A 22742-nucleotide genomic window follows, 5' to 3' on the forward strand; every position below is an offset into this window, starting at 1 on the left:
CAGGGCGTCAGGCGAGTGAGGACGTGATCGTGGGCATCGGCGTCGACGTCGTCGACCTCGGGCGCTTCGACCGCTCGATCGAGCGCACGCCGGCGCTCGCCACGCGTCTGTTCCGAGCCGACGAGCTCGTCCTCCGGGACGGCAGCCCCCGCGGGCGCCCGTCGCTCGCGGCCCGCTTCGCCGCCAAGGAGGCGCTGATCAAGTCCCTGGGCGGCTCCACCGGGGTGCGCTGGCACGACGTCGTGGTCGTCTCCGACGACCAGGGAGCCCCGTCGCTCGTGCTCAGCGGGGGAGCGCGGTCGCTCGCCGACTCGCGAGGCGTCTCGCGCCTCCATCTGTCGCTCAGCCACGACGGCGGGGTGGCGGTCGCCTACGTCGTCGCCGAGGGCGACGGCCGGGCCCCCGTCGACCACGACGCACACCACGAAGGGGCGGGCCGATGACCCACGACGTCACCATCACCGTCGACACGGCCGCGCTGCGCCACAACGTCGAGGTCCTCCGGGCCGCGGTCGCGCCGTCGGCCGTCATGGCCGTGGTCAAGGCGAACGCCTACGGCCACGGTGCCGTCGAGTGCGCCCGGGCCTTCGTCGAGGCCGGCGTCGACTGGCTCGGGGTGGCCGACCTGACCGAGGCCGTGGCCCTGCGTCGAGCCGGTGTCGAGGCGCCGGTGCTCGCGTGGCTGCACGCTCCCGACGAGGACTTCGTCGAGGCCGCGGCGCTCGGCATCACCCCCGCGGTGTCCAGCGTCGACCAGCTCGAGGCGGCCGTGGCGGCCGGCGTCCGCGCGGTCCACCTGGCGATCGACACGGGTCTGAGCCGCAACGGGGCCGTCGAGTCCGAGTGGCCCGAGCTGTTCGACCGCGCGGCCGGCCATGACGCCGTCGTGCCGGTCGAGGGCCTCATGACCCACGTGTCGAACGCGTCGTCCGAGGACGACGGCCTGCAGACGGCCCGCTTCGCCCGGGCGTCCGCGATGCTCGACGAGCGGGGGGTGCGGCCGCCCCTGCTGCACGTGGCCGCCTCGGCGGCGGCGCTCGACTACGTCGGGACACGAGCCACGATGGTGCGCTTCGGCCTCGCGAGCTACGGGCTGAGCCCGTACGCCGACCGCACGTCCGCCGAGCTCGGCCTGCGCCCGGCCATGACCGTCACGGCGCCGGTGACCACCGTCAAGCGCATCCCGGCGGGCGAGGGCGTGTCGTACGGCTACCTCTTCCGTCCCGAACGCGACACGTCGATCGCCATCGTGCCGGTCGGGTACGCGGACGGCATCGACCGGGCCGCGAGCGAGCGCGCCTCCGTCACGATCGGTCGGCGCACCTACCGCGTCCGGGGGCGCATCGCCATGAACGCCCTCGTGATCGACGTGGGCGACGACCCCGTCGAGATCGGCGACGAGGTCGTGCTCTTCGGCGACCCGGCGCTGGGTCGGCAGTCCGCCGCCGACTGGGCCGAGGCGATGGGCGGCATCACCTACGAGGTCGTCGCCTGCCTGGCCGCCGGCCTCACCCGGAGGTACACCGCATGAGCGCCGCGACGTCCCTGCGACGGGCCACGGTCGACCTGGCCGCGTACCGGGCGAACCTCGAGTCGTTGATCGCCCGTGTCGACCCGGTCGAGATCCTGGCGATCGTCAAGGCCGACGCCTACTCCCACGGCGCCCACGTGCTCGTGCCCGAGGCCGTGGCGGCGGGCATCCGCTGGTTCGGCACGGTCGAACTCGCGCCGGCCCTCGAGATGCGACGGCTGGGCATCGGCGGCGACGCCTCGTTCTTCGCCTGGCAGCTCAGCCCGTCCGACGACCTCGAGGCGGCCGTCGACCTGCGCGTCGACCTGGGGGTGTCGACCTTCGACCAGCTCGACGCCGTCGCGGCGGTCGCGCGGGCCCGCGGCGGTGTCGCCCTCGTCCACCTGACGATCGACACGGGCCTGCACCGCGAGGGGTGCCTGCCCTCGGACTGGCCGGCCTTCGTCGCCCGTGCCGTCGAGTTGCGCGACGAGGGGGTGGTCCGCCTGCGCGGCATCTTCTCGCACGTCAGCGAGACGAGCGAGGCCGACGACCAGGCCGCGGCCCGCGTGTTCGAGCAGGCCGTGGCCGAGGCCGAGGCGCTCGGGGCCACCGTCGAGAAGCGGCACATGTCGTCGAGCTCGGCCGCACTCGAACACCCCGAACGACGCTTCGACATGGTGCGCATGGGGTCGAACGGCCTGGGCATCCCCGTGACCGAGGGCGTCACCGCCGCCGACCGGGGACTGCGGCAGGTGCTCACGCTGAGCGCGTCCGTGGTCAAGGTCAAGCGCGTCGCCGCGGGCACCGGCGTCTCGTACGACTACACGTTCCGTGCTCCGTCCGACACGACGCTCGCGCTCGTGCCCCTGGGGTACGCCGACGGCGTCAGCCGGCGGGCGCAGGGCACCGTGCACGTCATCGTGAACGGCGCGCCCCGCCCGATCGTGGGCCGGGTCGCGATGGACCAGTTCCTCGTCGACATGGGCGACGACCCCGTCGCGGTCGGTGACGAGGTCGTGTTGTTCGGGCCGGGCGGCCAGGGCGAGATGACCATCGGCGAGTGGGCCGACGCCACCGACACGATCCCCGAAGAGGTCGCCTGCCGCGTCGGAGCCCGGGTGCCCCGCGTCTACGTCGGCGGACGGCCGTGACCGTCCAGGGCGACCCCGTCGAGCTGACCGTCGCCGACGCCGACGCCATGGAGGCGCTGGGGCGTCGGATGGCCGGGTCGCTGCGGGCGGGTGACCTGCTGGTGCTGACCGGACCGCTCGGCGCCGGCAAGACGACCTTCACGCGTGGCCTCGGCGAGGGGCTCCAGGTGCGCGGCCAGGTGGCGAGCCCGACGTTCGTCCTGGCGCGCACGCACCCGACCGCGTCGGGCACGCCCCTGGTGCACGTGGACGCGTACCGGCTGTCGGGCGAGGCCGAGCTCGACGACCTGGACCTCGACTTCGAGGGCTCGATCGTCGTGGTCGAGTGGGGAGCCGGGCTGCTGGACGGCGTCGCCGAGTCGTGGCTCGACATCGTCGTCGAGCGTCCGACCGGGGCGGCCGAGGCGCCGGTCGTCGACGCGTCGGACGACGGGTCGGCGGGGCACGGGCCGGACGACGAGCAGGAGGCGCCCGCTCCCGAGGTGCTGGACGAGCCGAGACGCGTGACGATCACGCCGCACGGCACCCGCTGGGCCGACACGGCCCTGCTCGCGGACTGACCGTCACGGGCACGGGCACCCCCTCCGGGGGTCGTGAGGACCTCTCTGCTCCGGGTATGCTCGCCAGGTTCCACCACCTCAACCCGGGAGTGTCCGTTGGATCCTCAGCACTACTGGCGCGCTCTCCTGAAGAGTTGGCCCCTCGTCGTCGTCCTCGCCCTCGTCGGCGGAGGCGCGGGTTACGCGTACGCCCAGACGCAGCCCGACTCGTTCCGGGCCACGAGCAGCGTGTTCGTCTCGGCGACCGAGGGCTCCGACCCCAACGAGCTGTTGCAGGGGTCGTCGTACACGCAGAACCTCGTGCAGAGCTACACGCGTCTCGCCACGTCGTCGGTCGTGCTCGAACCCGTCATCCAGCAGATGGGACTCGACGTGACCCCGACGCAGCTGGCACGTCAGATCACCGCCGAGAACCCCCTGAACACCGTCATCATCGACGTCGCCGTGGTGGACGGCGACGCGCAACGGGCGGCCGACGTCGCGAACGCGGTCACCATCTCGTTGAGCCGGCAAGCCCGGGCGCTGTCGCCCGAGAACACCGCCGGCAACTCGACGCTGAGCGTCGCGCCGATCGCCGAGGCCACGCCCCCGACGTCGCCCATCAGCCCGAACCGCCGACTGATCGCCCTGAGCGGTCTCGCCGTCGGAACCGTCCTCGGCATCGCCCTGGCGCTGCTGCGATCGGTGGTCGACACCAGGCTCCGCACCGCCCGCGACGTCGAGGACCTGCACCTCGTGCCGTTGCTCGGCAGCGTCACGCGCCGCAACCGTGGCGTGCTGGCTCTCTCCGACGAACCCCAGGGCGCGGCGGCGGACGACTTCCGTCGCATCCGGGCCCAGCTGCAGTTCGCGGACGTCGACCGGGCCACCCGGACCATCGCCGTCTCGTCGGTCGCGGCCGACGAACGCGAGGGGAGGGCGGCGGTCGCCCTCGACCTCGCGCTGGCCTTCGCCGAGCGGGGCCTCGAGGTGCTCGTGGTGGACGCCGACCTGCGTGGCAGCGGACTCGCCGAGCTCGCCGCCGTCTCGGACGAGGTCGGCCTGACCGACGTCGTCGTCGGCCGACTCGAGTTCGCCGCCGCCGTGACGTCGTGGCGCGACGGCGTCGACATCCTCACGGCCGGCGACGTGCCGCCGAACCCGAGCCCGCTGCTGAGCTCGCGATCGATGGCCCTGCTGCTCGAGACCGCCGGGGAGCGCTACGACGTCGTCGTGGTCGACGCCCCCGCGGTGCTCACGTCGTCCGACACGCTCGAGATCGGTCGCCTGACCGACGGCGTCGTCATCGTCGCCACGGCGGGCCGGTCGACCCGGCCGCGGCTCGTGTCGGCCGTCCGCGCGCTGACGAACGTGAAGGTGCGCGTCATCGGCGTCGTGTTCGACGGGGTGGCCCCGGGCCGTCAGCGGGCGTCGCACGACCTGCCGCCGTCGGTGCTCGTGCCCGTCTCGACGTCGTCCGACGAGCAGACCTATCCCTTCGGCACCGCCACGACGGCCGACGCGACCGCCACGACGGCCGCCACGAGGGCCGCCACGACCGACGCCGCGGCCCCGGGCAGGTCCCGCCGTACCGCGGGCCGCCAGGGCGACGCCACGTCGTGAGCCCCACCCGCCTGGCCCGCCCGTCCCGGGGGCGCACGCCGCGCCTCCCGGCGGTCCGCCTCTACGAGTCCGTGCGCACGGCCCACCTCGAGCGGGCGCACGAGCTGGCGCCCGCCAGCATCGTCTACCGCGTCACCCGCTACGACTTCGACGACTCGCTCGCCGCGGGGCTCGACCTCGTGCAGGCCGGTCCGCTCGCCTCGGCCTGGCTGATCGCGCGGTCACGGGTCGAGACGCTCGAGGTGAACGAACCGCTCATGACGTCGAGCCTGCCGACCACGGCGCTGGTGCTGGCCGCCCTCGCGGTGCGACGCCGGCTGACCGGCCGCCGCACGGTCGTCGTCAGCTACCTGATCGGCAACGCCGACCCCTTCGACGCGGCCACGGCTCCGCGCCTGCGGACGCGACTGCGCCGACGAGGCGAACGCGTGCTGGCACGCGCGGTCTGGCGCCGTCTCGACCGGGTGGTCTTCGGGACGGACGCCGCGCGCGAGACGTACGCGCGCCTCCTGGGGGCCGCCTCGCCCCGTGTCACTATGACCACCGTGCCGGCCCTGCCGACCCGGCACGCGGACGCCCGCGGTGGCGGCGTCCGCCCGCCCGCGGTGGCCTTCGTCGGCTCGTTCGTCGAGCGCAAGGGGCTGCGCGTCCTGGCGGCGGCCTGGCCGCTCGTCGTCGCCGCCCGCCCCGAGGCGACGCTGACCCTGCTCGGCAAGGGCGCCCTCGAGCAGGAGGCGCGGGCCCTGTCGGTCGCGCAGCCCTCGGTCGCCGTCGAGGTCGACCCGCCCCGTCCCCGCATCCACTCCGTGCTCGAGGAGGCGCGCGTGCTCGTGCTCTGGTCGCAGCCCAGCCCGACCTGGCGCGAACAGGTGGGGCTGCCGATCGTCGAGGGGCTGTCGCACGGCTGCACCGTCGTCACGACCACCGAGACGGGGCTCGCCGACTGGCTCGACGCCCACGGTCACGTGGTCGCGTCCGACCCCCGCGCACCACAGGTGTTGGCCGACGCGATCGTCGAGGCGCTCGACGCCGGACGCTCCGCCGACGACGTGCTGGCCGACCTGCCCGACCGGGACGGGCGCCTCTCCGCGGACGACCGACTGTTCAGGAGCGCCTCGTGAGCCGGTCGACGACGGGCTCGGCCGGTCGTCCCCGCCGGGGCGGCGCGATGGCCGCCGTGGGCTCGACCGCGGCGACGAAGGTCATCGTGATGGGCCTGTCGGGCGTGCTCGGCATCATCACGAGCCGCATGATCATCCAGAACTTCGGCACCGACGCCTACGCGCAGTACGGGCTGCTCTCGACCTTCCCGACCCTGTTGCCGTTCGCCGACCTCGGCATCGCGGCCATCGTCATCAACGCGGTGGCCGGGTCGTCGTCGGTCCGCACCGACGACTTCGTCAAGCGCTCGATCGTCACCGCCTTCCGCGTGCTGCTGGTGTCGGGCGGCATCATGGTCGCGGTCGCCCTGCTCATCACCCTCGCGGGCTGGTGGCCCGTGCTGCTCGGCGAGGGGTTGCTGCCCGACGGCGGCTCGCTCGCGGCGGGACTCTGTCTCGCGGTGTTCGGCCTCGTGATCCCGCTCACGGTCGGGCAGCGCATCCTCGTGGGGCTGAAGAAGACCAGCACGCAGGTCGCCAGCCAGGCCGTCGTGGCACCGTTCATGCTGCTCGCCATCGGTTCGGCCGTCATGTTCAGCGTGCCGGTCGGCAGCTACCTCGCGGTCATCTCGTACGTGGCCAACAGCCTCGTCTCGGTGATCTGCCTGATCGTGGCGGCGCGCGCGCTGTCGCCGCAGATCGGGTCGGCCGTCAAGCTCGTGCCCCGCATCCGCAGCTACCGCGGCGTGCCCGCGCTGGGCCTGGCCTGGCCGATGCTCGTGCAGATGATCGCCCTGCCGGTCGCGATGCAGACCGGCCGCCTGCTCCTCAGCCACCTGGCCGGGCCGGACGAACTCGCGCAGTACAACCTCGCCTCGCAGCTCTTCGGCATCGTGCTGCAGACCGTCGCGGCCGCGGGCATCGCCCTCTGGCCGGTGTACGCCGCGGCCCGCTCGGCCGGGCGGGTGGAGTCGCCGACCGTGCCGACCCTGTGGTTCCTGCTGGGGGGACTCGTGCTGGGCACGGCGCTCGCCGTGCTGAGCCCGTTCCTGGCGCGCTTCGTCTCGGGCGGGGCGATCACGCTCGACGGCTGGATGCTCGTCGGCTTCGTCGTGTTCGTCGGCCTGCAGGCGGCGAAGTACCCGGTCGGCATGTACATGACCGACAAGACCGGGCTGGTCTTCCAGGTGCTGCCGATCGTGCTGATGGTGCCGCTCAACCTGGGGCTGTCGTGGTGGTTCATCGGGCAGGTCGGGGCCGCCGGACCCGTGCTGGGGTCGGCGATCTCGGTGGCGCTCTGCCAGCTCGTGCCGAACCTCTGGTACGTGTCGCGCGACCTCGGTCGCCGTCGGGCCGAGGCGGCAGCGGGCGGAGCGGCCGGCGACGATGCCGACGACGACGGCACCGTCGGCCTCGACGTCGACGAGCAGCGTGGCGACGAGACGGCGACCGACCAGGCCATCGTCGAGCGGGCGGCGGCCGAACAGGCCTCCGACGCACGGTCCGGCGACGGGCGTGGCGACGGACCCGAGGAGGCGCGGTGATCGAGGTCCTGTTCGCGAGCGAACGCGACGTCCCCGGTTGGGCGGCCGACCACGCGGCGGGCCTCCGCCCCGGCCTCTGGCCGTACGGCCTCGAGGCGCTGCGCGACGCGGACCCGGAGGCGCGCATCGCGTCCGTCCCGGAACCCGGCCGCCTGCAGGTGCTGCGCGACCGGGTGGTGCCGCGCCGCGCCTCCTCGTCCGGGGTGCCGTCCGACGACGTCGGGGTGACCTGGGACGAGAACGTCGCGCGTCGGATGCTGCTGGCACGGCCGCACGAGCACATGTACACGGGCGTGATCTGGGTGACGGACCGGGTCGAACGCGGGCAGGACGTCGGGCGCATGCGTGACGTGCTGCGACGCATGAGCGGGCTCTGGGTGATCAGCCGCGGGCAGGTCGAGCCGTTGCGACGGTTCGTCGGCGAGGACGGCCCGCCGGTCGGGTTCTTCACCTTCGGGGTCGACGAGGGCTTCTTCGCGGCGCGCCCGTGGCCCGCCCGGCCGATGGTGCTGAGCATCGGAGGCGACCGCGACCGCGATCCGGCGACCCTGTTCGCGACGCTCGAGCAGGTCCACGCCGAGCGACCGGACGTCGAGCTGGTCGTGCAGACGACGAGCGACGCGGCCCCGCCCGAGGGCGTCACCGTGGTGCCGCACGTCTCGCACCGCGAGCTGGCCGAGCTGTACGCCCGTGCCTCGCTCGTCGCCGTGGCGACGCGCGACAACCTGCACGCGTCCGGCATGACGGTCAGCCTCGAGGCGATGGCCACGGGTCGTCCCGTCGTGATGACGGACACGCCGGGCATCGAGGACTACGTGGTGCACGAACGCACCGGGCTGCTCGCGCCGGTGGGGGACTCGGCGGCCCTCGCCGGGCACGTGCTGCGGCTGCTCGGCGACGAGGCCCAGGCACGTGCGTTCGGCGCGGCGGGACGGGCCCTCGTCGAGGAACGGCTGACGACGCGGCACCTCGCGGCGTCGCTGGCGGAGTTCGTCGGCGCCTCGGCATGAGCTCGGGGGCGCCGAGGGGCATGGCCCGGTTGTGGCCGTTCAAGCGCAGGGACGCGAAGGTGCCGGGTGTCGGTGGCGGAACCGTCCGGACCGAGGCGAGCGAGGCCGTCGAGGGTGCCACGCACGTGAAGGTCCGCGTCCTGCTCGACCAAGAGGACGGGTGGCCGGACACGGAGTCCGAGGGGCTGTGGGCGCTGCCGCTGATCTCCGGTGACTACCGCCTCGAGAACACGCCGTTCTTCGCCTTCGGGATGTCGAACGGCGACGAGGTCGCGGTCTCGTCGGATGCTGACGGCGTGCTCTGGGTGAGCGGAGTCGTCTGGCGCAGGGGACGCATGACGGTCCGCATCATCACGAGTGATCGAGACGACTCGCTCGAGGGCATCCTCGCGGAGTTCGCGCCCCTCGGCGTGATGGGTGAGGGCTTTCAGCAGTTCCGGTTGCTGTCGTTCGACCTCGGCCCGGAGTCGGACGTCCCCGCCGCGAAGAGGCTGCTGGCGCACGGTGCGGCGTCCGGGCGCTGGGAGTACGAGGAAGCCGACGTGTCGGACGCGTGGCTGGCCCTCTGAGGTAGTCAGCGAGCGGCCGGCGGCTGCACATGTGGACCCCCAGGACTTCGTTCGCATCGCTGGTGGGCGACCGCGGTGACGACTTCGCGACGACGAGCTCCATGGTGGGCCCGTGTTCGCCTCGACCTCGATCTCAGCCGGCGGGCCGGCTCTCGACGCGGCCGAGCAGCACGAGGCGGTGGGCTCATCTGTCAACCCCCCGACGGTGAACGGCGGCTGTCATTTGCATGAACTGCAACCTTGTGATCGGCTATGAGTTCGCCCACACCGCCGTGGCTCAGGAAGGCCGAGATGACGACCGAACACCGCACCCCCACCGAGACACCGTCCCGCCGAGGCCTGACCGCCTTCCTCGCTGCTCCACCGCCCGCACCCCGGCTCGACGACGCGAGCGTCGCCCGTCGCTACCCGCGCCTCCGTCTGCAGGTCTTCATCGGGATCTTCATCGGGTACGCCGCCTACTACCTCATCCGCAACAACGTGCCGTTGGTGTCGACCATCCTCAAGGACGAGAACGGCTTCAGCACGCTCGGCCTCGGCGTCATCACGAACGGCGTCCTGCTGGCTTACGGGTTCAGCAAGTTCCTGAGCGCCATCGTGAGCGACAGGAGCAGCGCACGGTTCTTCCTGCCCATCGGCCTGGCGTTGTCGGCCCTCGCCAACCTCGTCATCGCCTTCGTGCCGGCGGTGGGCGCCTCGGTGGCCCTCTTCGCCGTCGTGATGATCGTCAACGGGTTCTTCCAGGGCATGGGCTGGCCGCCCAGCGGCCGCACCCTGGTGCACTGGTTCTCGACGTCCGAACGTGGTGGGAAGACCGCGATCTGGAACGTCGCCCACAACGTGGGAGGCGCGGGTGCCGGTGGCCTCGCAGGTGTCGCCCTCGCCTCGTTCGGCACCTGGCAGAGCGTGTTCTGGTTCCCCGCGATCGTCTGCCTCGTGATCGCCGTCGTGGCGCTCGTGCTCCTGCGCGACACCCCGGAGTCCGAAGGGCTCCCGCCCATCGAGGAGTACCGGAACGACCCGGCCCCCGTCGAGGCCGACGCCGCGGACGAGGGTGCCTCCACCTGGACCACCATCCGTCGATACGTGCTGACGAACCGCACCATGGTGAACCTGGCGCTGGCCAACGTCTTCGTCTACACGCTCCGCTACGGCGTGCTCGTCTGGGCGCCCGTGTACCTGTCCGAGGTCCGCGGCGCGAGCCTCGGCGAGGGCATCGCCGGGTTCTCGCTGTTCGAGCTGGCGGGCATCCCCGGCACGCTGCTCTGCGGCTACATCAGCGACAAGGTGTTCCGGGGCCGCCGGTCGCCGACGGGCATCCTCTTCATGAGCGCCGTCGGAGTCGCCGTCGCGGTCTACTGGCTTTCGCCGGTCGAGGGCCCCCTGTGGATCTCGCTCGCCATGCTCGTCGCCATCGGTGGCCTGATCTACGGCCCGGTCATGCTGATCGGCCTGCAGGCCCTCGACCTCAGCCCGCGATCGGTCGCCGGCACCGCGGCAGGGTTCACCGGCCTCTTCGGTTACGTGCTCGGCGCCACGCTCGCCTCCACCGGCATCGGCCTGGCCGTGCACGCGTTCGGCTGGGACGTCACCTTCGTGCTCATCCTCGTCTGCGTCGTGCTCGCGATCGTCCTGCTCGCGATCGTCGGACGCGACGAGCGGGCCCTGAACGCGAGGAAGCGCGCCCGCGAGGCGCAGTCACCGACGGCACGGTGATCCCGTCGCTCCGGGCGGCCGGCCCGGCCGTCGTCACGCGGTCGTGGTGGACACGGGCTGCGTGGCGTCGGGTCGGGCCGCCCGGACGACGAGCGCCAGCTGCACGCGGTTGCCGACGTCGAGCTTGTCGTACGCGTGGCCGACGTGGGTCTTCACGGTCGCGACGCTGACGAAGAGGTCGGCGGCGATCTCGGCGTTCGACGCCCCCTCGGCCACCGCGACGGCCACCTCCCTCTCGCGGTCGGTCAGCAGGGCCAGCCGGGCGCGGGCGTCGGCGGCCGAGCCCGCCTCGTCCGCCGAGGTGGTCCGGGTGGCGGCGGCGATGACGCGGTCGAGCACGCTCGGCGAGAGGATCGATCGCCCCCGCGCGACGGCGAGGACGGCCTCGACGAGTTCGTGCGGAGGGGTGTCCTTCACGAGGAACCCGCGGGCGCCGCGCTGGAGGGCCCCCAGCACGAGGTCGTCTGCCTCGAAGGTCGTCAGCACGATCACCCGCAGGTCGGGCCGTCGGACCAGTTCACGCTCGGTCGCCTCGAGCCCGTCGCAGCGCGGCATGCGGATGTCCATCAACACGACGTCCGGTTCCGTGCGGTCGATGACGTCCTCGGCGTCGAGCCCGTCCACGGCCTCGCCCACGACGTCGACGTCCGTGTGCCCGCCCAGGATGAGGCGCAGCCCCGACCGCACCAGGGCGTCGTCGTCGACCACGACGACCCGCACCGGACGCACGACGGTCATCGCGTCCACGGCAGGTCGGCCTCGACGACGAAGTCGTCCCCGTCGGGGCCGGCCCGGAACCGACCGCCCACCAGGCGGGCGCGTTCGGCCAGCCCGGCGAGGCCGTGGCCGTCCCTCGCGGCGTCGGACGGCCCGTGGGGCGCCGGGTTCGTCACGCGGATGCGGACGACGTCCGTCGGAGCCGCCTCGACCGACACCGTCACCCGGACCGGCTGCCCGGGAGCGTGACGTCGGGCGTTCGTGAGGGCTTCCTGGACGATGCGGTAGGCGTGCCGTCCGACGGCGGTCGGCACCTCGGCCGAGCGGGCCGCGTCGTCGATCACCGACGTGACCGGTGAACCGGCCTCCCGCGCCTCCTCGACCAGGGCGTCGAGCTCGCGCAGCGTGGGTTGAGGAGGCGCGGTGACCGTGACCTCGGAAGCTCCGCCCGCCTCCGGGTCGCGCAGCACCCCCAGCACGTCCCGCAGGTCGGAGAGGGCCGAGTGGGCCTCGGCCCGGACGACGGCCGCGGCGGCGACGGTCTCGTCGGGGTCGAGGTCGCGGCCCCGGTACTCGAGCGCCCCGGCGTGGAGGGCGACGAGGGATAGCCGGTGGCCGAGGAGGTCGTGCATCTCGCGGGCCAGGTGTGCCCGCTCTCCGTCGCGGGCCCGCTCCTCGCGGAGCACCTGGTCGCGTTCGACGAGGAGGGCCCGTTCGCGCAGCGAGGCGATCAGGGCGCGTCGGGAGCCGACGACCACCCCGACGAGAGCGAGGAGAGCGTAGGCGAGGGCGACGACGGCCAGGGCGACCGCCGCCCACCCGGCGGACCACCCGTCCTCCCACGAGCGGAACACGAGGAGTTCCGCGACCACCGTGGCCGCGACGAACACGACACCGGCGGCCACGATCTCGCCGGGCCGTCGGCGCGTGGCCAGCGACACGACGACCAGGACGGCGGCCCCGACCGCGAGCGTCGAGAACGATCCCAGGGCGAGGACCACGAGGCCGACGACGAGCGGTGCCCGGTGGCGGAAGGGGACGAGGGCGAGGGCGGTCAGCCCGGCGAGCACGTCTCCGACCAGGGAGGCCCCGAACCGGGCGTCGCTCCAGCCGCTCACGTCCGTCGACGGCCAGACCACGGCGAAGGAGACCAGCCCGACGAGGACGGCGACGGCGAGGCGCCACGAGCCCGCCCAGAGCCGGCGGGCGCGCGACGGCCCGGCACCACCCGCCGACCCCTCGCCGTCGGCGCTCGCCGGTGTCGCGGTCTCGGGTCGTGCGGTGGCTGTGCTCATGGGTCGAGCTTAGGAAGCGCCCAGCCACCGGGGATCGACCGATGGTCGGAGATCGTGGTGGCACCGACCCCCACCGGGGTGCGACTCCTGGTCGGGCTCAGGCGGTCCGGGGCCAGTCCGTCGTCAGGTACGCCTCGACGGCACGGTTGCGGAACGCGTACGGCTTGCCCCGGCTCACCACCCCGCGCACCGTGTCGAGCCGTTGCGACGTGGGCCCGAGCTGGGCGCCCGAGGCCAGGCCCATCGCCTCGGCGATGGCGTTCAGGGTGCGCTCTGCCGGGGGCAGCGACGCCATCGCCCGGAGGAACTCGTGCTCTCGTGGGGGGAGGCGGTTCAGGATGCGCTCGACGTGGGCCGACGCTTCGCCCTCGGCTCCGCGCCAGCCCGCCACGACGTCGTCCTCGGACACGACGGGTGCCGTCCCGAGGTTCCACGCCCGCTGCCCGGCGAGCTGGAACAGGAAGGGCTCTCCGCAGCTGAGGGCCGCGATGGCCCTGGCCGCCGCGGGGTCCATGCGGACGGTCTCGACGACGCCGTGTTCGCCCGGGGTCTCCCAGCCGGCGATCACGAACGGCTGGAGTGCCTCGAGGATGTCGCCCTCGTCGAGGGGGCCCAGCGTGGTGGTCCGGAACCGCCGGGCGAAGGTCGCCCCCTTGCGGGCACCCGCCATGTCCTCGAAGTCGGGGAGGCCGGTCAGGTAGACGGCGACGGGCAGGTGCCGGGACACGGTGCCTCCACCGGGGACGGCGACCTCGACCTCGTGCGAGAGGGTGTCGCCGAGCGCGATGAGGAGCTGCGAGAGGGCGGCCTCGTCGCCGATGTTCTGCACCTCGTCGACGTGGATCACGACGACGGCGTCCTGCTCGATCGCCGCCTGCCCGAGTTCGACGAGGAGTTCGAAGAGCGCCGTGAACGGCTCGGGGCCGTCGGCGCCGCGCGTCGTCACCGAGAAGCCGGTCACGGCCACCTGCTCGACCCTGGCGAGCAGGTCCAGCACGCCCCGACGGGTCGAGGCACGGAGCCCGGCGCCGTCGGCCAGACGCAGGACGGCGGAGGCGATGATCTTGAGCGGATCGGCCCCGGTGGGCATGCGCAGCTGAGGCGTGACCCAGTCGCCGGCCTCGGCGGCGTCGCGGGCGATGCGTCGGACGAGGCTCGACTTGCCGGTGCCCGGTTCGCCGAGGATCGTCCGTCCGGTCTCGTACAGACCCGCACGTCGTCGGGGTCGCAGGACCTGGTGCCAGTCGCTCAGCTGCTCGGTTCGGCCGGCCCAGACGTCGGGGACGACGTCGGAGCCCGCCTGGAACGGGTTGGTGAGGGGAGATCGCACGGTGATAAATTTATCAGAGCCCGGGTCGACCGTTGATAAATTTATCAGACCCTCTCTCGGGCTCGTCGTCGACGCAGCTCGGTCGCCACGATCCGTCGCCCCTCGAGGACGGCCCGCAGTCCGACGAGCAGCGTGCCCGGTGACCGGACGAACTGGCGCCGCCCGCCCTGCAGCAGCACCTCCCACGCGATGCGGGGGGTCAGTCGGCGCCACCGGCGGACGTCGTCGTCGCCGAGGTGCTTCGCGGCGAACAGCAGCCGGTTGCGGATGTTGTACCGGTAGTACCCCGCCGATTTCGCCTGCCCCGACCGGTCGGCCCCGCCGTCGGTCTGCGTGCCGCCCTCGGCGTGGACGACGGTGACGTCGTCGAGCAGCCGCAGCGCGCCTCCCGAACCGACGACGCGACGCGACAGGTCGACGTCCTCCCAGTACAGGAAGTAGTCGTCGTCGAAGCCGCCGCAGCGCTGCCAGAGGTCGTCGCTCAGCACGAGGCAGGCGCCGCTCAGCCACTCCTCGACGCGGGCGCCGGGCAGCCGTCGTCGCCGCGAGCGGATGCGGCCGTCGTCGAGGTACAGGTCGCTGCCCGCCGACCAGACGCTGCCGTCGGGGCGCAGCACGGTCGGCGCGCTCATCGTCAGCGGGTCGGACGAGGAGGCGCGGTGCAGGGCGGCGAGGGCTCCCGCGTCCGCGACGGCGTCCGGGTTGAGCAGCACGTGGTGACGCGCCCCGGCCTCACGGGCCCGGGCGACGCCGAGGTTGACGCCGGTGCCGAAGCCCTCGTTGCCGTCGGGCGCGACGAGGTGCCAGCCCTCGGCCGCAGCGAGCTCGCTCACGCGGGCGCGCTCGGCCGCTCCCGACCAGTTGTCGACGACGACCACGACGAGGCCCTCCGTCGCCCGTGAGACGGGCGCGAGGTTCTGGCGCAGCAGGTCGGTCGAACCGTAGTTGACGACGACCACCGAGAGGCCGGCGAGCGACTCACCCACGGTTCGTCCCCCGTCCACCCGCAGGAGGCGCGGTGCAGGGCCCGTCGCCCCTCACCGACCTGACATGCTGGGGGCCGTGACGACCGACCCGACCACGCCGCGCCTCCTGACCATCGCCGTGCTGACCTTCCGCCGGCCGCGCGATCTCGACGCGGTGCTGCCGCTGCTCGTCGAGCAGGCCCGCAGCGTCCGCGGACTCGGCGTCGAGGCGCGCGTGCTCGTCGTCGACAACGACGCGAGCGGGTCGGGCCGTGGACGCGTCGAGGAGGTGGCGCTCGCGGCGGCCGACCCGGGCGACGGTGCCGGACCCGTGACGGTCGACTACGTCGTCGAGGCCACGCCGGGCATCGCCTCGGCCCGCAACCGTGCGCTCGCCGAGAGCGGCGACGGCGACGTGCTGGTCTTCATCGACGACGACGAGCGGCCGTCCGACGGGTGGCTGGGCGCCCTGGTCTCCCTGCAGGCCGAGACGGGTGCCGCGGCCGTCGTCGGTCCCGTGCGCAGCGAGTACGAGGTCGAGCCCGAGCCCTTCATCGTCGAGGGACGCTTCTTCGTGCGACGCCGACTCGCGACCGGCACGCCCGTCGACGTCGCCGCCACCAACAACCTGCTGCTCGACCTCGTCGAGGTGCGTCGCCAGGGCCTGGCCTTCGACGTGGCCCTCGGCCAGCTCGGTGGCGAGGACACCCTCTTCACCCGCAGCCTGGTCGCCGGTGGCGGCACGATCCTGTGGTGCGCCGAGGCGGTCGTCACGGACGTCGTCCCCGCCCACCGCGTCACGCGGCGATGGGTCGTGCAGCGTGCCTACAGCAGCGGCAACGGTTGGAGCCTCACCTCGGTGATGCTGTCCGCGCGAGGGGCCTCGCGACTGTCCACGCGCCTCCGGCTGTCGGCCAAGGGCGGCGTGCGCGTCGTCGGCGGGCTGGGCCGGTACGCGGTCGGCACGGTGACCCGCCCCCTCGGTCGACGGTCGCTGGGGCAGCGGGCTCGCGGCATCCGGACGATGGCCCGGGGCGCCGGCATGGTGGCGGGCGCGTGGGGCGCGGGGTACCGGGAGTACGGCCGCGTCGACGGCTGAGCTCACGGGCGCGCCCGGCGTCCGCCGACGGCACGTCGACCACGGGTCGCGGCGATCGCCCGACGGTAGGCCGCGACGTGTGCCTCGCCGGCGCGGTCCCAGTCGCGGGCCGACAGGTCGGGGCGCGCGTCGTCGTCGAGCCGCGAGGCCGCGTCGAGCGCGTGCTCGACGTCGTCGGGACCGAGTTCGTCGGCGTACTGCCGGACCCAGTCGGCTCCGACCTCGTCGGCCAGGCGGGCGTTGACCTCGTTGGCGGGCACGAGCACGGGCCGGCCGAGCGACAACGCCGTCAGCACCCCGCCCGAGTTGTGCATCTCGCGGTAGGGCAGCACGACCAGCTCGGCCCGGCGCACCACGTCGATGAGGTCCTCGTCGTCGAGGAAACGCAGGTCGAGGCTGACCCGGGGATCGTCGGCCGCGAGCTGCTCGAGCCCGTGGGCGAGCTCGGGCGTCGAGGGCTTGCCGGCGGCGTGCAGCCTCCGGTCGTCGCCCCGGACGCCTCGGAAGGCCCGGACGAGGCCGTCGACCCCCTTGTAGCGGCGGATGAAGCCGAAGTACGACACCCGGCCTGCCTCGCGCGACGGCCACGGCCAGCGGGCGAACCAGTCGACGTAGTGGCCGTGGGGGATGAGCGCGCCGAGTGCGTCGGCGTGCTCGGGCGTCTCGTCGTTCAGCCGCACCCAGAGCGCGGTGCGTCGCTCGATCCAGCGCAACAGGACGCGCTCGCGCCGGGAGATGCCGCTCGGCAGCTCGAGGTTGTGCTCGGTGCGGACGATCGGGGTGCGCGTCAGCCGCAGCTTCGTCACCAGGGCGACGGTCAACGCCTGACGCACGAGCGCCTTGAGCGGGCTCTGCCCCGAGACGAGGATCTCGGGCCAGTGCACGTGGAAGACGTCGTAGCGGCCCAGGAGGGCGCCCTTCCAGTCGAAGGTGCGCACCTCCACCCCGGGCACCGCGCCGACGGCGTCCCGGAGCATCACGAGGTAGGGGTTCGTCGTCGGTCGCGGTCGCGGGAACGACTGCTGGACGACGAGCCTGCTCGCGTGCTCCGGGGCGGCGTCGGTCACGGCTTGAAGACGCTCAGGTCGTCGAACGAGACCGTCTGGGGGGCGTTGGTGGTGCTTCCCGAGGTGTAGGCGCCGAGGGCGACCCAGCCGGGTGCCTGCAGGCCGGCGAAGGTGTCGGTGGTCGACACCGTCCAGGCCGTGGGCTCCGCGGTGCCGTCCGCCCAGACCTTGGCGCGGATCGTCGTCGTGCCCGAGCCGCTCACCTCGAGTCGGACGTTGAGCTTCGCGCCGGGGACGATCGTGCCGGGCACGAGCGTCTCGCCCACCAGGTTCACGCCGGAGGCCGATCCCTTGAAGGCGGTCAGGGCGACGACGGCGCGTCCGTCGGAGCGGTAGCGCAGGGTCGCACGATACTCCGAGTTCGTCGCCACCTTGCGGCCGGTCACGTAGACGAAGGTGCCGCCACCGGTGGCCGCCTTGTCGAGGCTCACGCTGGTGCGCAGGTCGGCGTCGGTCGTGCTGACGCCGGTGAGTGCCATCGAGGTGTTGTAGCCCGCTGCCCCGAGGAACTGCGTGCCGACCCCGCCGGTCACCGCGTACTGCGACGCGCTGCCGGTGCGGGCCCAGGTGCCGCCGACCTCCGCCGTGCCCCAGCCGCCCGTCACCGAGCGTCCGAAGCCGTCCTTGACCGCGGCCGTGACCACGGGAGGCGCGGTGACCGTCACCGTGGAGGTGCGGGTCGCGGTGGCTCCCTTGTCGTCGGTCACCGTGAGGGTCACGGTGTAGGTGCCGCCGACGGCGTAGTCGTGGGCCGCCGTGCTGCCGGTCGCCGTGCCTCCGTCGCCGAAGTCCCAGGCGTACGCCGTGACGGTGCCGTCGGAGTCGGTCGAGGCGCGTCCGTCGGTCGAGACCGAGAGGGCCTTGGCCGACGTCGTGAACGAGGCCGTCGGAGCAGCGTTCGGGATCGGCGCGACGGTCACGCTGCCGGTCGAGGTGCCCGTGGCGCCCTTGTCGTCGGTCACGGTGAGGGTCACCGTGTAGGTGCCGGCCGCCGCGTAGGTGTGCGCGGCCGTCCTGCCCGTGGCCGTGCCTCCGTCACCGAACGTCCAGGCGTAGGCCGCGACGGTGCCGTCGGGGTCGGTCGACGCGGTGGCGTCGGTCGAGACGGCCAATCCCGTGGCGGCGCTCGTGAACGAGGCCGTCGGGGCCATGTTCACCGGGGGAGCCGGGGCGACCGTGACCGTCCCCGTCGAGGTGCCGGTGGCACCCTCGGAGTCCGTCACGACGAGCGTCACCGTGTAGGTGCCGGCAGCGGCGTACGTGTGGTTCGCGGTCGGGCCCGTCGCGGCCACGGTGCCGTCACCGAAGTCCCAGCGGTACGACGCGACGGTCCCGTCGGAGTCGGTCGAGGTGCTCGCGTCCACGGCGACGGCCAGGTGGTCGACCACCGAGGTGAACGAGGCGGTCGGTGCCGCGTTCACCCGGGGCGCCGTCACGGTGACGGTGGCGGTCGACGTGCCGACGGCTCCCTGGTCGTCCGTCACGGTGAGGGTGACGGTGTAGGTGCCCCCCGCGGCGTAGGTGTGCGAGGGGGTGGCGCCGCTGGCCGGGGCGCTCCCGTCGCCGAAGTCCCAGCCGTACGAGGCGATCGTCCCGTCGCGGTCGACCGAGGTGCGGCCGTCGAACGCGACGCCGAGACCGGTGGGCGTCGAGGTGAAGGCCGCCGTGGGCGCGGCGTTCGGCTTGTTCGCACCGAGCGCGTAGTGCTGCGCGACCGTGGTGGCGTCGAGGGGGCGGGCGTAGACCGCGGCCTCGTCGAGGCTCCCGGCCCAGTAGCCCGAACCCGAGTTCCACGAGCTGTCGCCGCCGAGGCGCCAGAACCCGCGGTAGCCGTCCGAGGCCGTGGTCGGGTTCGACCCGACCTGGGCGCCGTCGACGTAGAGCTTCATGCCGTCCGAGCCCTGCGTGGCGACCACGTGGTGCCAACGGCCGTCGTTGTAGCTCGCCGTGCTGCTCGCGAGGTTCATCCGACCGGTCCAGTTGCCGAACTGCAGGCGACCGTCCTGCTCCATGTACACGTGGCGGTCGTAGTTGCCGCTGTAGCCGGTCTGCTGGTTGCCGAAGCCGATCAGCTTGCCGCCCGAGGTCGTCGTCGTGTTGAACCAGGTCTCGAGCGTGTAGTTGTTCGGGGTGTCGTACGAGGTGGTGGTCGCGACGCCGGCGTCCTGGCCGTTGAACGTGGCCGACTGGCCGGAACCGCCGACGGCGGACGTGCCGCCCGTGGTCACGCCACCGCTGACGACGCCGTTGGTGCCGACGGGCGACGAGTCGGCCGAGACGGTGGAGGCGTCCCCGTCGAGGCGGAAGTACGCCTCGGGGTCGTCCTGGAACACCCGGGCGCCGTAGGCATCGGCCGGGGCCTTGGGCAGCTTGCTCGTGCGGCCCGAGGCGACCCACTGGCCGTCGACCTGCTTGGCGCTCAGGGCGGCCGGGTACACGGAGACGTCGTCGATGTCGCCCTGGAAGTACGGGGCGCCGTCCCAGTTGTTGTCACCGCCGATGCGCCAGTAGCCCGTGTAGTCCTGGCCACCCGTCGTGCCGGCGTCGGTCGCGACCTTCTTGCCGTCCACGAAGAACGACTGGCCGGCCGAGCTCAGCGTGCCCACGACCTGGTGCCACTCACCGTCGTTGAGGGCGGTCGGGCTGGTGATGATGCGGGACGAACCCGGGTAGACGCCGAAGGACACACGGCCCCGGGGGTCCATGTAGAGGTGCCGGTCGTACGAGTTCGAGGCGCCGGTGCGGTTGCTGCCGAAGCCGACGATCTTGCCACCGGTGGTCGACGTCGTGCGGAACCAGGCCTCGACCGAGAAGGTCTGCGGGCCGGCGATGGCCGAGGTCGTGGACGAGAGGCCCGTGTCGGTTCCGGAGAAGGTGCTGGCGCCGTCGGAGTCGGACGTGGTCTGACCGGTGGTGCCGCGGGTCACGCCGGCCTGGGCCTGCTGGTCGTCGTAGCCGACCCAGTCGTAGACGGTCGAGCCGCTCTTCTCGCCGAGGCGCCAGAGCGAGGTGGCTCCGTCGGCGGCGACCTGCTTGACGTAGGGCGAGGCCTTGTCGGCGGTCACGGTGACGTCCACGCCGTCGCCCAGCACGGTGTTGCCGAGCGGGTCGGTGGCCCGGATGCGGTAGCTGTGCGTGCTGCCGGGCGCGAGGTCCTTGTCGACGAAGCCGAGGGCGGGACGCTTCCAGAAGGTCGAGGCGGAGGTCGTCGTGTACACGGGGTTGGTGAGGTCACCGTCGCGGTAGACGGCGTAGCTCAGGTTCGCGTTGTCCTTGTCCCAGTTGGACTGCCAGCTGACCCGGACCGTGCCGGACGACAGCGAGACCAGGCTCGGGGTGAAGAGGGCGCCGGAGGCCTCGGGGCCCGTCTTGTTCGGGGCGATGCTCGACACCGCGAAGCGCACGAGGCCGTTCTGCGCCTTGCCGTTGACGGACGGGAACTCCCCGCCGTAGACCACGTACTTGTCGTTGGCGGCGACGCTCCACGGGCCCTGGCTCAGGCCGGTGTAGGTGCCGGTGGCGAAGTCGGGGAACCAGTTCAGGATGCTGGGGGCGGGAGTGCCGGCGAAGTTGTAGTAACCCATCGGGTCGTTGGTGATGGTCTGCGTGGCCGAGTCGCTGAACGCCATGGCGCGCTGGAAGGTCCAGGGGTTGGTCTGCGGCTGTCCGCCGATGTTGCCGCAGTAGTGCGGGTGGCCGGCGACGTAGACGGCGGTGCTGTTGGCCGCGACCGAGTAGGTGTCACCGTGGCAGTCCTCGACCCACTGGAGGTCGCCGTTCCAGGTCGCCTTGAAGGCGCCTTCGAGTCGACCGCCGCCGCCGAACGTGTAGCCCGACCCGTAGAAGCCGTTGGCCGTGGCGCTCAAGCTGTAGATGGCCGCCTGGCCGCCACCGTTGCGGACGACGTCGTTGGCCTGGACGGGCAGGTTGGCCGCCGAGGTCGCGTCGACCATGGCGAGACCGTACCCGGGCTGCGACGAGCCGTTCACCGAGCTGAACGAACCGCCGAGGACGATCTTCGAGCCGTCGGGGCTGGCGACGAGGCCGAGCACGTCACCGCCGGCGATCTGCGGAGCCCACGGGAGGTTCGTGCCGTTCGAGGCGGTGACCGCGGCCGCCTTGGCGCGCGTGTCCTTGCCGATGCTCGAGAAGACGCCGGCGATGTAGACGTTGGGGCCCACGGCGGCGATCGCGTTCACCGTGGCGTTCGTGCCGGGGTTCCAGCTGGTGACGAGGGCGCCGGTGGTCGGGTCGAGGGCCGCGAGGCGGTACTTGTTGACGCCGTTGACCTTCGTGAAGGCGCCGCCGATGTAGAGACGTTTGCCGTCGGGGGACGCGGCGAGGGCCTTGACCTGCCCGTCGATCACCGGCGCGAACGTCGTCGAGAGCGCTCCCGTGGTGATGTCGTACGCGAGCAGGTAGCTGCGGGGGACCTCGTCGACGCCCGCTGCCGAGCCCGCCGGGCGGGCCTTCGTGAACTTGCCCGCGGCGTAGACGGTATTGCCCACGATCACCTGCGTGAAGACGGACCCGTCGATCTGGGGTGCGGGGAGCGCGTCGGCCGTGACGGTCGCCGGCGTCGACGGCGACGTCGGGTCGAGGGGGGCGGAGTCGGCCGCAGCGGGCTGGACTCCGACCAGGACGGACAACAGCACGGCGGACGCAGCGACGATCGCGGGGAGACGAAGGCGCGACGAGACGGTTCTTCCCATGGGGGAGCCTCATTCGGGTCGGGTAGGCGTCATCGGCATTCGGGTACCGATGGCTTGACGACTATAAGGTCCCCCCAAGGGGGGACAATGGCCCCCGTTGTGGGTACAGGGGTATTACGAGGTCGATCCCTCGAAGACGACGACCGGCACGTCGACGGCGTAGTCGAAGGTCAGGCGGAGGTCGGAATGCCCGTCGACGGGCACGGCGAAGACGTAGACGCCGTCGGCCGTGGCGCCCGCGGCCACGCTCGCCGGGAACGAAGAAGTCCCGGTCGAGAACGTGTTCGCGGGTGTGCGGTCGGCACCGTAGGCCAGGTTGACCACGACGGTCGAGAGGTCCACGGGAGCAGCCGACGAGTTGTACACCTCGAGTTCGGCACGGACGGCCGGGCCGGTCACCTCACCGGGCAGCGCGGCCTCGCCGTCGACCGCGTCGAGGCTTTTCACCCGGACCGTCACCCCGTCCACGACGGCGGGCGACTCGTCGAGGCCCACGGGTGGTGCCTCGGGTGTGTCCGGCCCCGCGGCGGGAGGCACGGTGTCGGTCGGGGCCGTCGTCCCGTCGTCCGACGACTCGCCGGTCGTCGGCGAGCTCGAGCCCGACCCCGGTCCGGCGGCGCCGGGCTCGTCGGCGTCGCCGCCCGAGACGGCGGGCACGACCACGAAGGCGACGACGAGGGCGAGCGCCACGGCGACGGCGGCCAGCGCGATCACCAGGCGCCGACGGGACCTCGTCGGTGTGGGGTCGGGCGTCTGGTCGTCTGACGACATGGTGGCTCCTCGGTCGGGTGG

General features: G+C 72.9%; 18 protein-coding genes. 11 read left to right on the forward strand and 7 right to left on the reverse strand.

What is annotated here, in order from left to right; all coding sequences use genetic code 11:
- Positions 1-23: 23 nt before the first annotated feature.
- The 10 genes from QRN23_RS02520 to QRN23_RS02565 all read left to right on the forward strand — a co-directional run bounded on the left by QRN23_RS02520 (position 24) and on the right by QRN23_RS02565 (position 10765).
- Positions 24-443: a holo-ACP synthase gene (locus tag QRN23_RS02520; RefSeq protein ID WP_173153434.1), complete on the forward strand. Its 420-nt coding sequence runs from the start codon at positions 24-26 to the stop codon at positions 441-443.
- Complete coding sequence (gene alr / locus QRN23_RS02525) at positions 440-1531, forward strand: alanine racemase (RefSeq protein WP_285062378.1); 1092 nt, start codon at positions 440-442, stop codon at positions 1529-1531. Before QRN23_RS02520 ends, alr (QRN23_RS02525) begins: the two co-directional genes overlap by 4 nt.
- Positions 1528-2664: an alanine racemase gene (gene alr, locus QRN23_RS02530; protein WP_285062379.1), complete on the forward strand. Its 1137-nt coding sequence runs from the start codon at positions 1528-1530 to the stop codon at positions 2662-2664. The genes alr (QRN23_RS02525) and alr (QRN23_RS02530) overlap by 4 nt, the downstream gene beginning before the upstream one ends.
- A 47-nt stretch (positions 2665-2711) precedes the next feature.
- A complete protein-coding gene (gene tsaE / locus QRN23_RS02535; protein WP_159828764.1) occupies positions 2712-3224 on the forward strand; it encodes a tRNA (adenosine(37)-N6)-threonylcarbamoyltransferase complex ATPase subunit type 1 TsaE in 513 nt (170 codons plus the stop codon).
- A gap of 96 nt (positions 3225-3320) precedes the next feature.
- Entirely contained in the window at positions 3321-4826 is a 1506-nt protein-coding gene (locus QRN23_RS02540) for a tyrosine-protein kinase domain-containing protein (protein ID WP_285062380.1), read from the forward strand.
- Positions 4823-5947: a glycosyltransferase family 4 protein gene (locus QRN23_RS02545; protein WP_285062381.1), complete on the forward strand. Its 1125-nt coding sequence runs from the start codon at positions 4823-4825 to the stop codon at positions 5945-5947. The genes QRN23_RS02540 and QRN23_RS02545 overlap by 4 nt, the downstream gene beginning before the upstream one ends.
- Complete coding sequence (locus tag QRN23_RS02550) at positions 5944-7470, forward strand: lipopolysaccharide biosynthesis protein (RefSeq protein ID WP_199736336.1); 1527 nt, start codon at positions 5944-5946, stop codon at positions 7468-7470. Before QRN23_RS02545 ends, QRN23_RS02550 begins: the two co-directional genes overlap by 4 nt.
- Positions 7467-8480 carry a glycosyltransferase family 4 protein gene (locus QRN23_RS02555; protein WP_285062384.1) on the forward strand — a complete coding sequence of 338 codons (1014 nt, stop codon included), beginning with the start codon at positions 7467-7469 and terminating at the stop codon, positions 8478-8480. Before QRN23_RS02550 ends, QRN23_RS02555 begins: the two co-directional genes overlap by 4 nt.
- A complete protein-coding gene (locus tag QRN23_RS02560; protein ID WP_082460056.1) occupies positions 8477-9049 on the forward strand; it encodes a DUF4265 domain-containing protein in 573 nt (190 codons plus the stop codon). The genes QRN23_RS02555 and QRN23_RS02560 overlap by 4 nt, the downstream gene beginning before the upstream one ends.
- 291 nt (positions 9050-9340) lie before the next feature.
- Positions 9341-10765 carry an MFS transporter gene (locus QRN23_RS02565; protein ID WP_159824975.1) on the forward strand — a complete coding sequence of 475 codons (1425 nt, stop codon included), beginning with the start codon at positions 9341-9343 and terminating at the stop codon, positions 10763-10765.
- Between the two features lie 33 nt (positions 10766-10798).
- Here QRN23_RS02565 and QRN23_RS02570 read toward each other — a convergent pair whose 3' ends face one another.
- The 4 genes from QRN23_RS02570 to QRN23_RS02585 form a co-directional block, all read right to left on the reverse strand.
- The gene (locus QRN23_RS02570) at positions 10799-11503 is read right to left on the reverse strand and encodes a response regulator (RefSeq protein ID WP_285062387.1); all 705 of its coding nucleotides are present in this window, start codon (positions 11501-11503) and stop codon (positions 10799-10801) included.
- Positions 11500-12777: a sensor histidine kinase gene (locus QRN23_RS02575; RefSeq protein WP_285062389.1), complete on the reverse strand. Its 1278-nt coding sequence runs from the start codon at positions 12775-12777 to the stop codon at positions 11500-11502. Before QRN23_RS02575 ends, QRN23_RS02570 begins: the two co-directional genes overlap by 4 nt.
- 97 nt (positions 12778-12874) lie before the next feature.
- Positions 12875-14107: an ATP-binding protein gene (locus tag QRN23_RS02580; RefSeq protein WP_285062391.1), complete on the reverse strand. Its 1233-nt coding sequence runs from the start codon at positions 14105-14107 to the stop codon at positions 12875-12877.
- Positions 14108-14151: 44 nt separating this feature from the next.
- Complete coding sequence (locus QRN23_RS02585) at positions 14152-15093, reverse strand: glycosyltransferase family 2 protein (protein WP_285062392.1); 942 nt, start codon at positions 15091-15093, stop codon at positions 14152-14154.
- A 76-nt stretch (positions 15094-15169) separates the two neighbouring features.
- Here QRN23_RS02585 and QRN23_RS02590 point away from each other — a divergent pair, with 76 nt between their 5' ends.
- Complete coding sequence (locus QRN23_RS02590) at positions 15170-16171, forward strand: glycosyltransferase family 2 protein (RefSeq protein WP_236556826.1); 1002 nt, start codon at positions 15170-15172, stop codon at positions 16169-16171.
- A 2-nt stretch (positions 16172-16173) separates the two neighbouring features.
- On the opposite strand, the gene QRN23_RS02595 is transcribed toward QRN23_RS02590, so the two are convergent.
- The 3 genes from QRN23_RS02595 to QRN23_RS02605 all read right to left on the reverse strand — a co-directional run bounded on the left by QRN23_RS02595 (position 16174) and on the right by QRN23_RS02605 (position 22721).
- The gene (locus QRN23_RS02595; protein WP_056043492.1) at positions 16174-17238 is read right to left on the reverse strand and encodes a glycosyltransferase; all 1065 of its coding nucleotides are present in this window, start codon (positions 17236-17238) and stop codon (positions 16174-16176) included.
- The gene (locus QRN23_RS02600; RefSeq protein WP_285062396.1) at positions 17235-21950 is read right to left on the reverse strand and encodes a PKD domain-containing protein; all 4716 of its coding nucleotides are present in this window, start codon (positions 21948-21950) and stop codon (positions 17235-17237) included. The genes QRN23_RS02595 and QRN23_RS02600 overlap by 4 nt, the downstream gene beginning before the upstream one ends.
- Before the next feature lie 114 nt (positions 21951-22064).
- Positions 22065-22721: a hypothetical protein gene (locus QRN23_RS02605; protein WP_200412374.1), complete on the reverse strand. Its 657-nt coding sequence runs from the start codon at positions 22719-22721 to the stop codon at positions 22065-22067.
- Positions 22722-22742: the final 21 nt, after the last annotated feature.

The sequence above is a fragment of the Frigoribacterium sp. ME-P-080 genome, from assembly GCF_030209595.1.
In the GTDB taxonomy this organism is placed as follows: domain Bacteria; phylum Actinomycetota; class Actinomycetes; order Actinomycetales; family Microbacteriaceae; genus Frigoribacterium.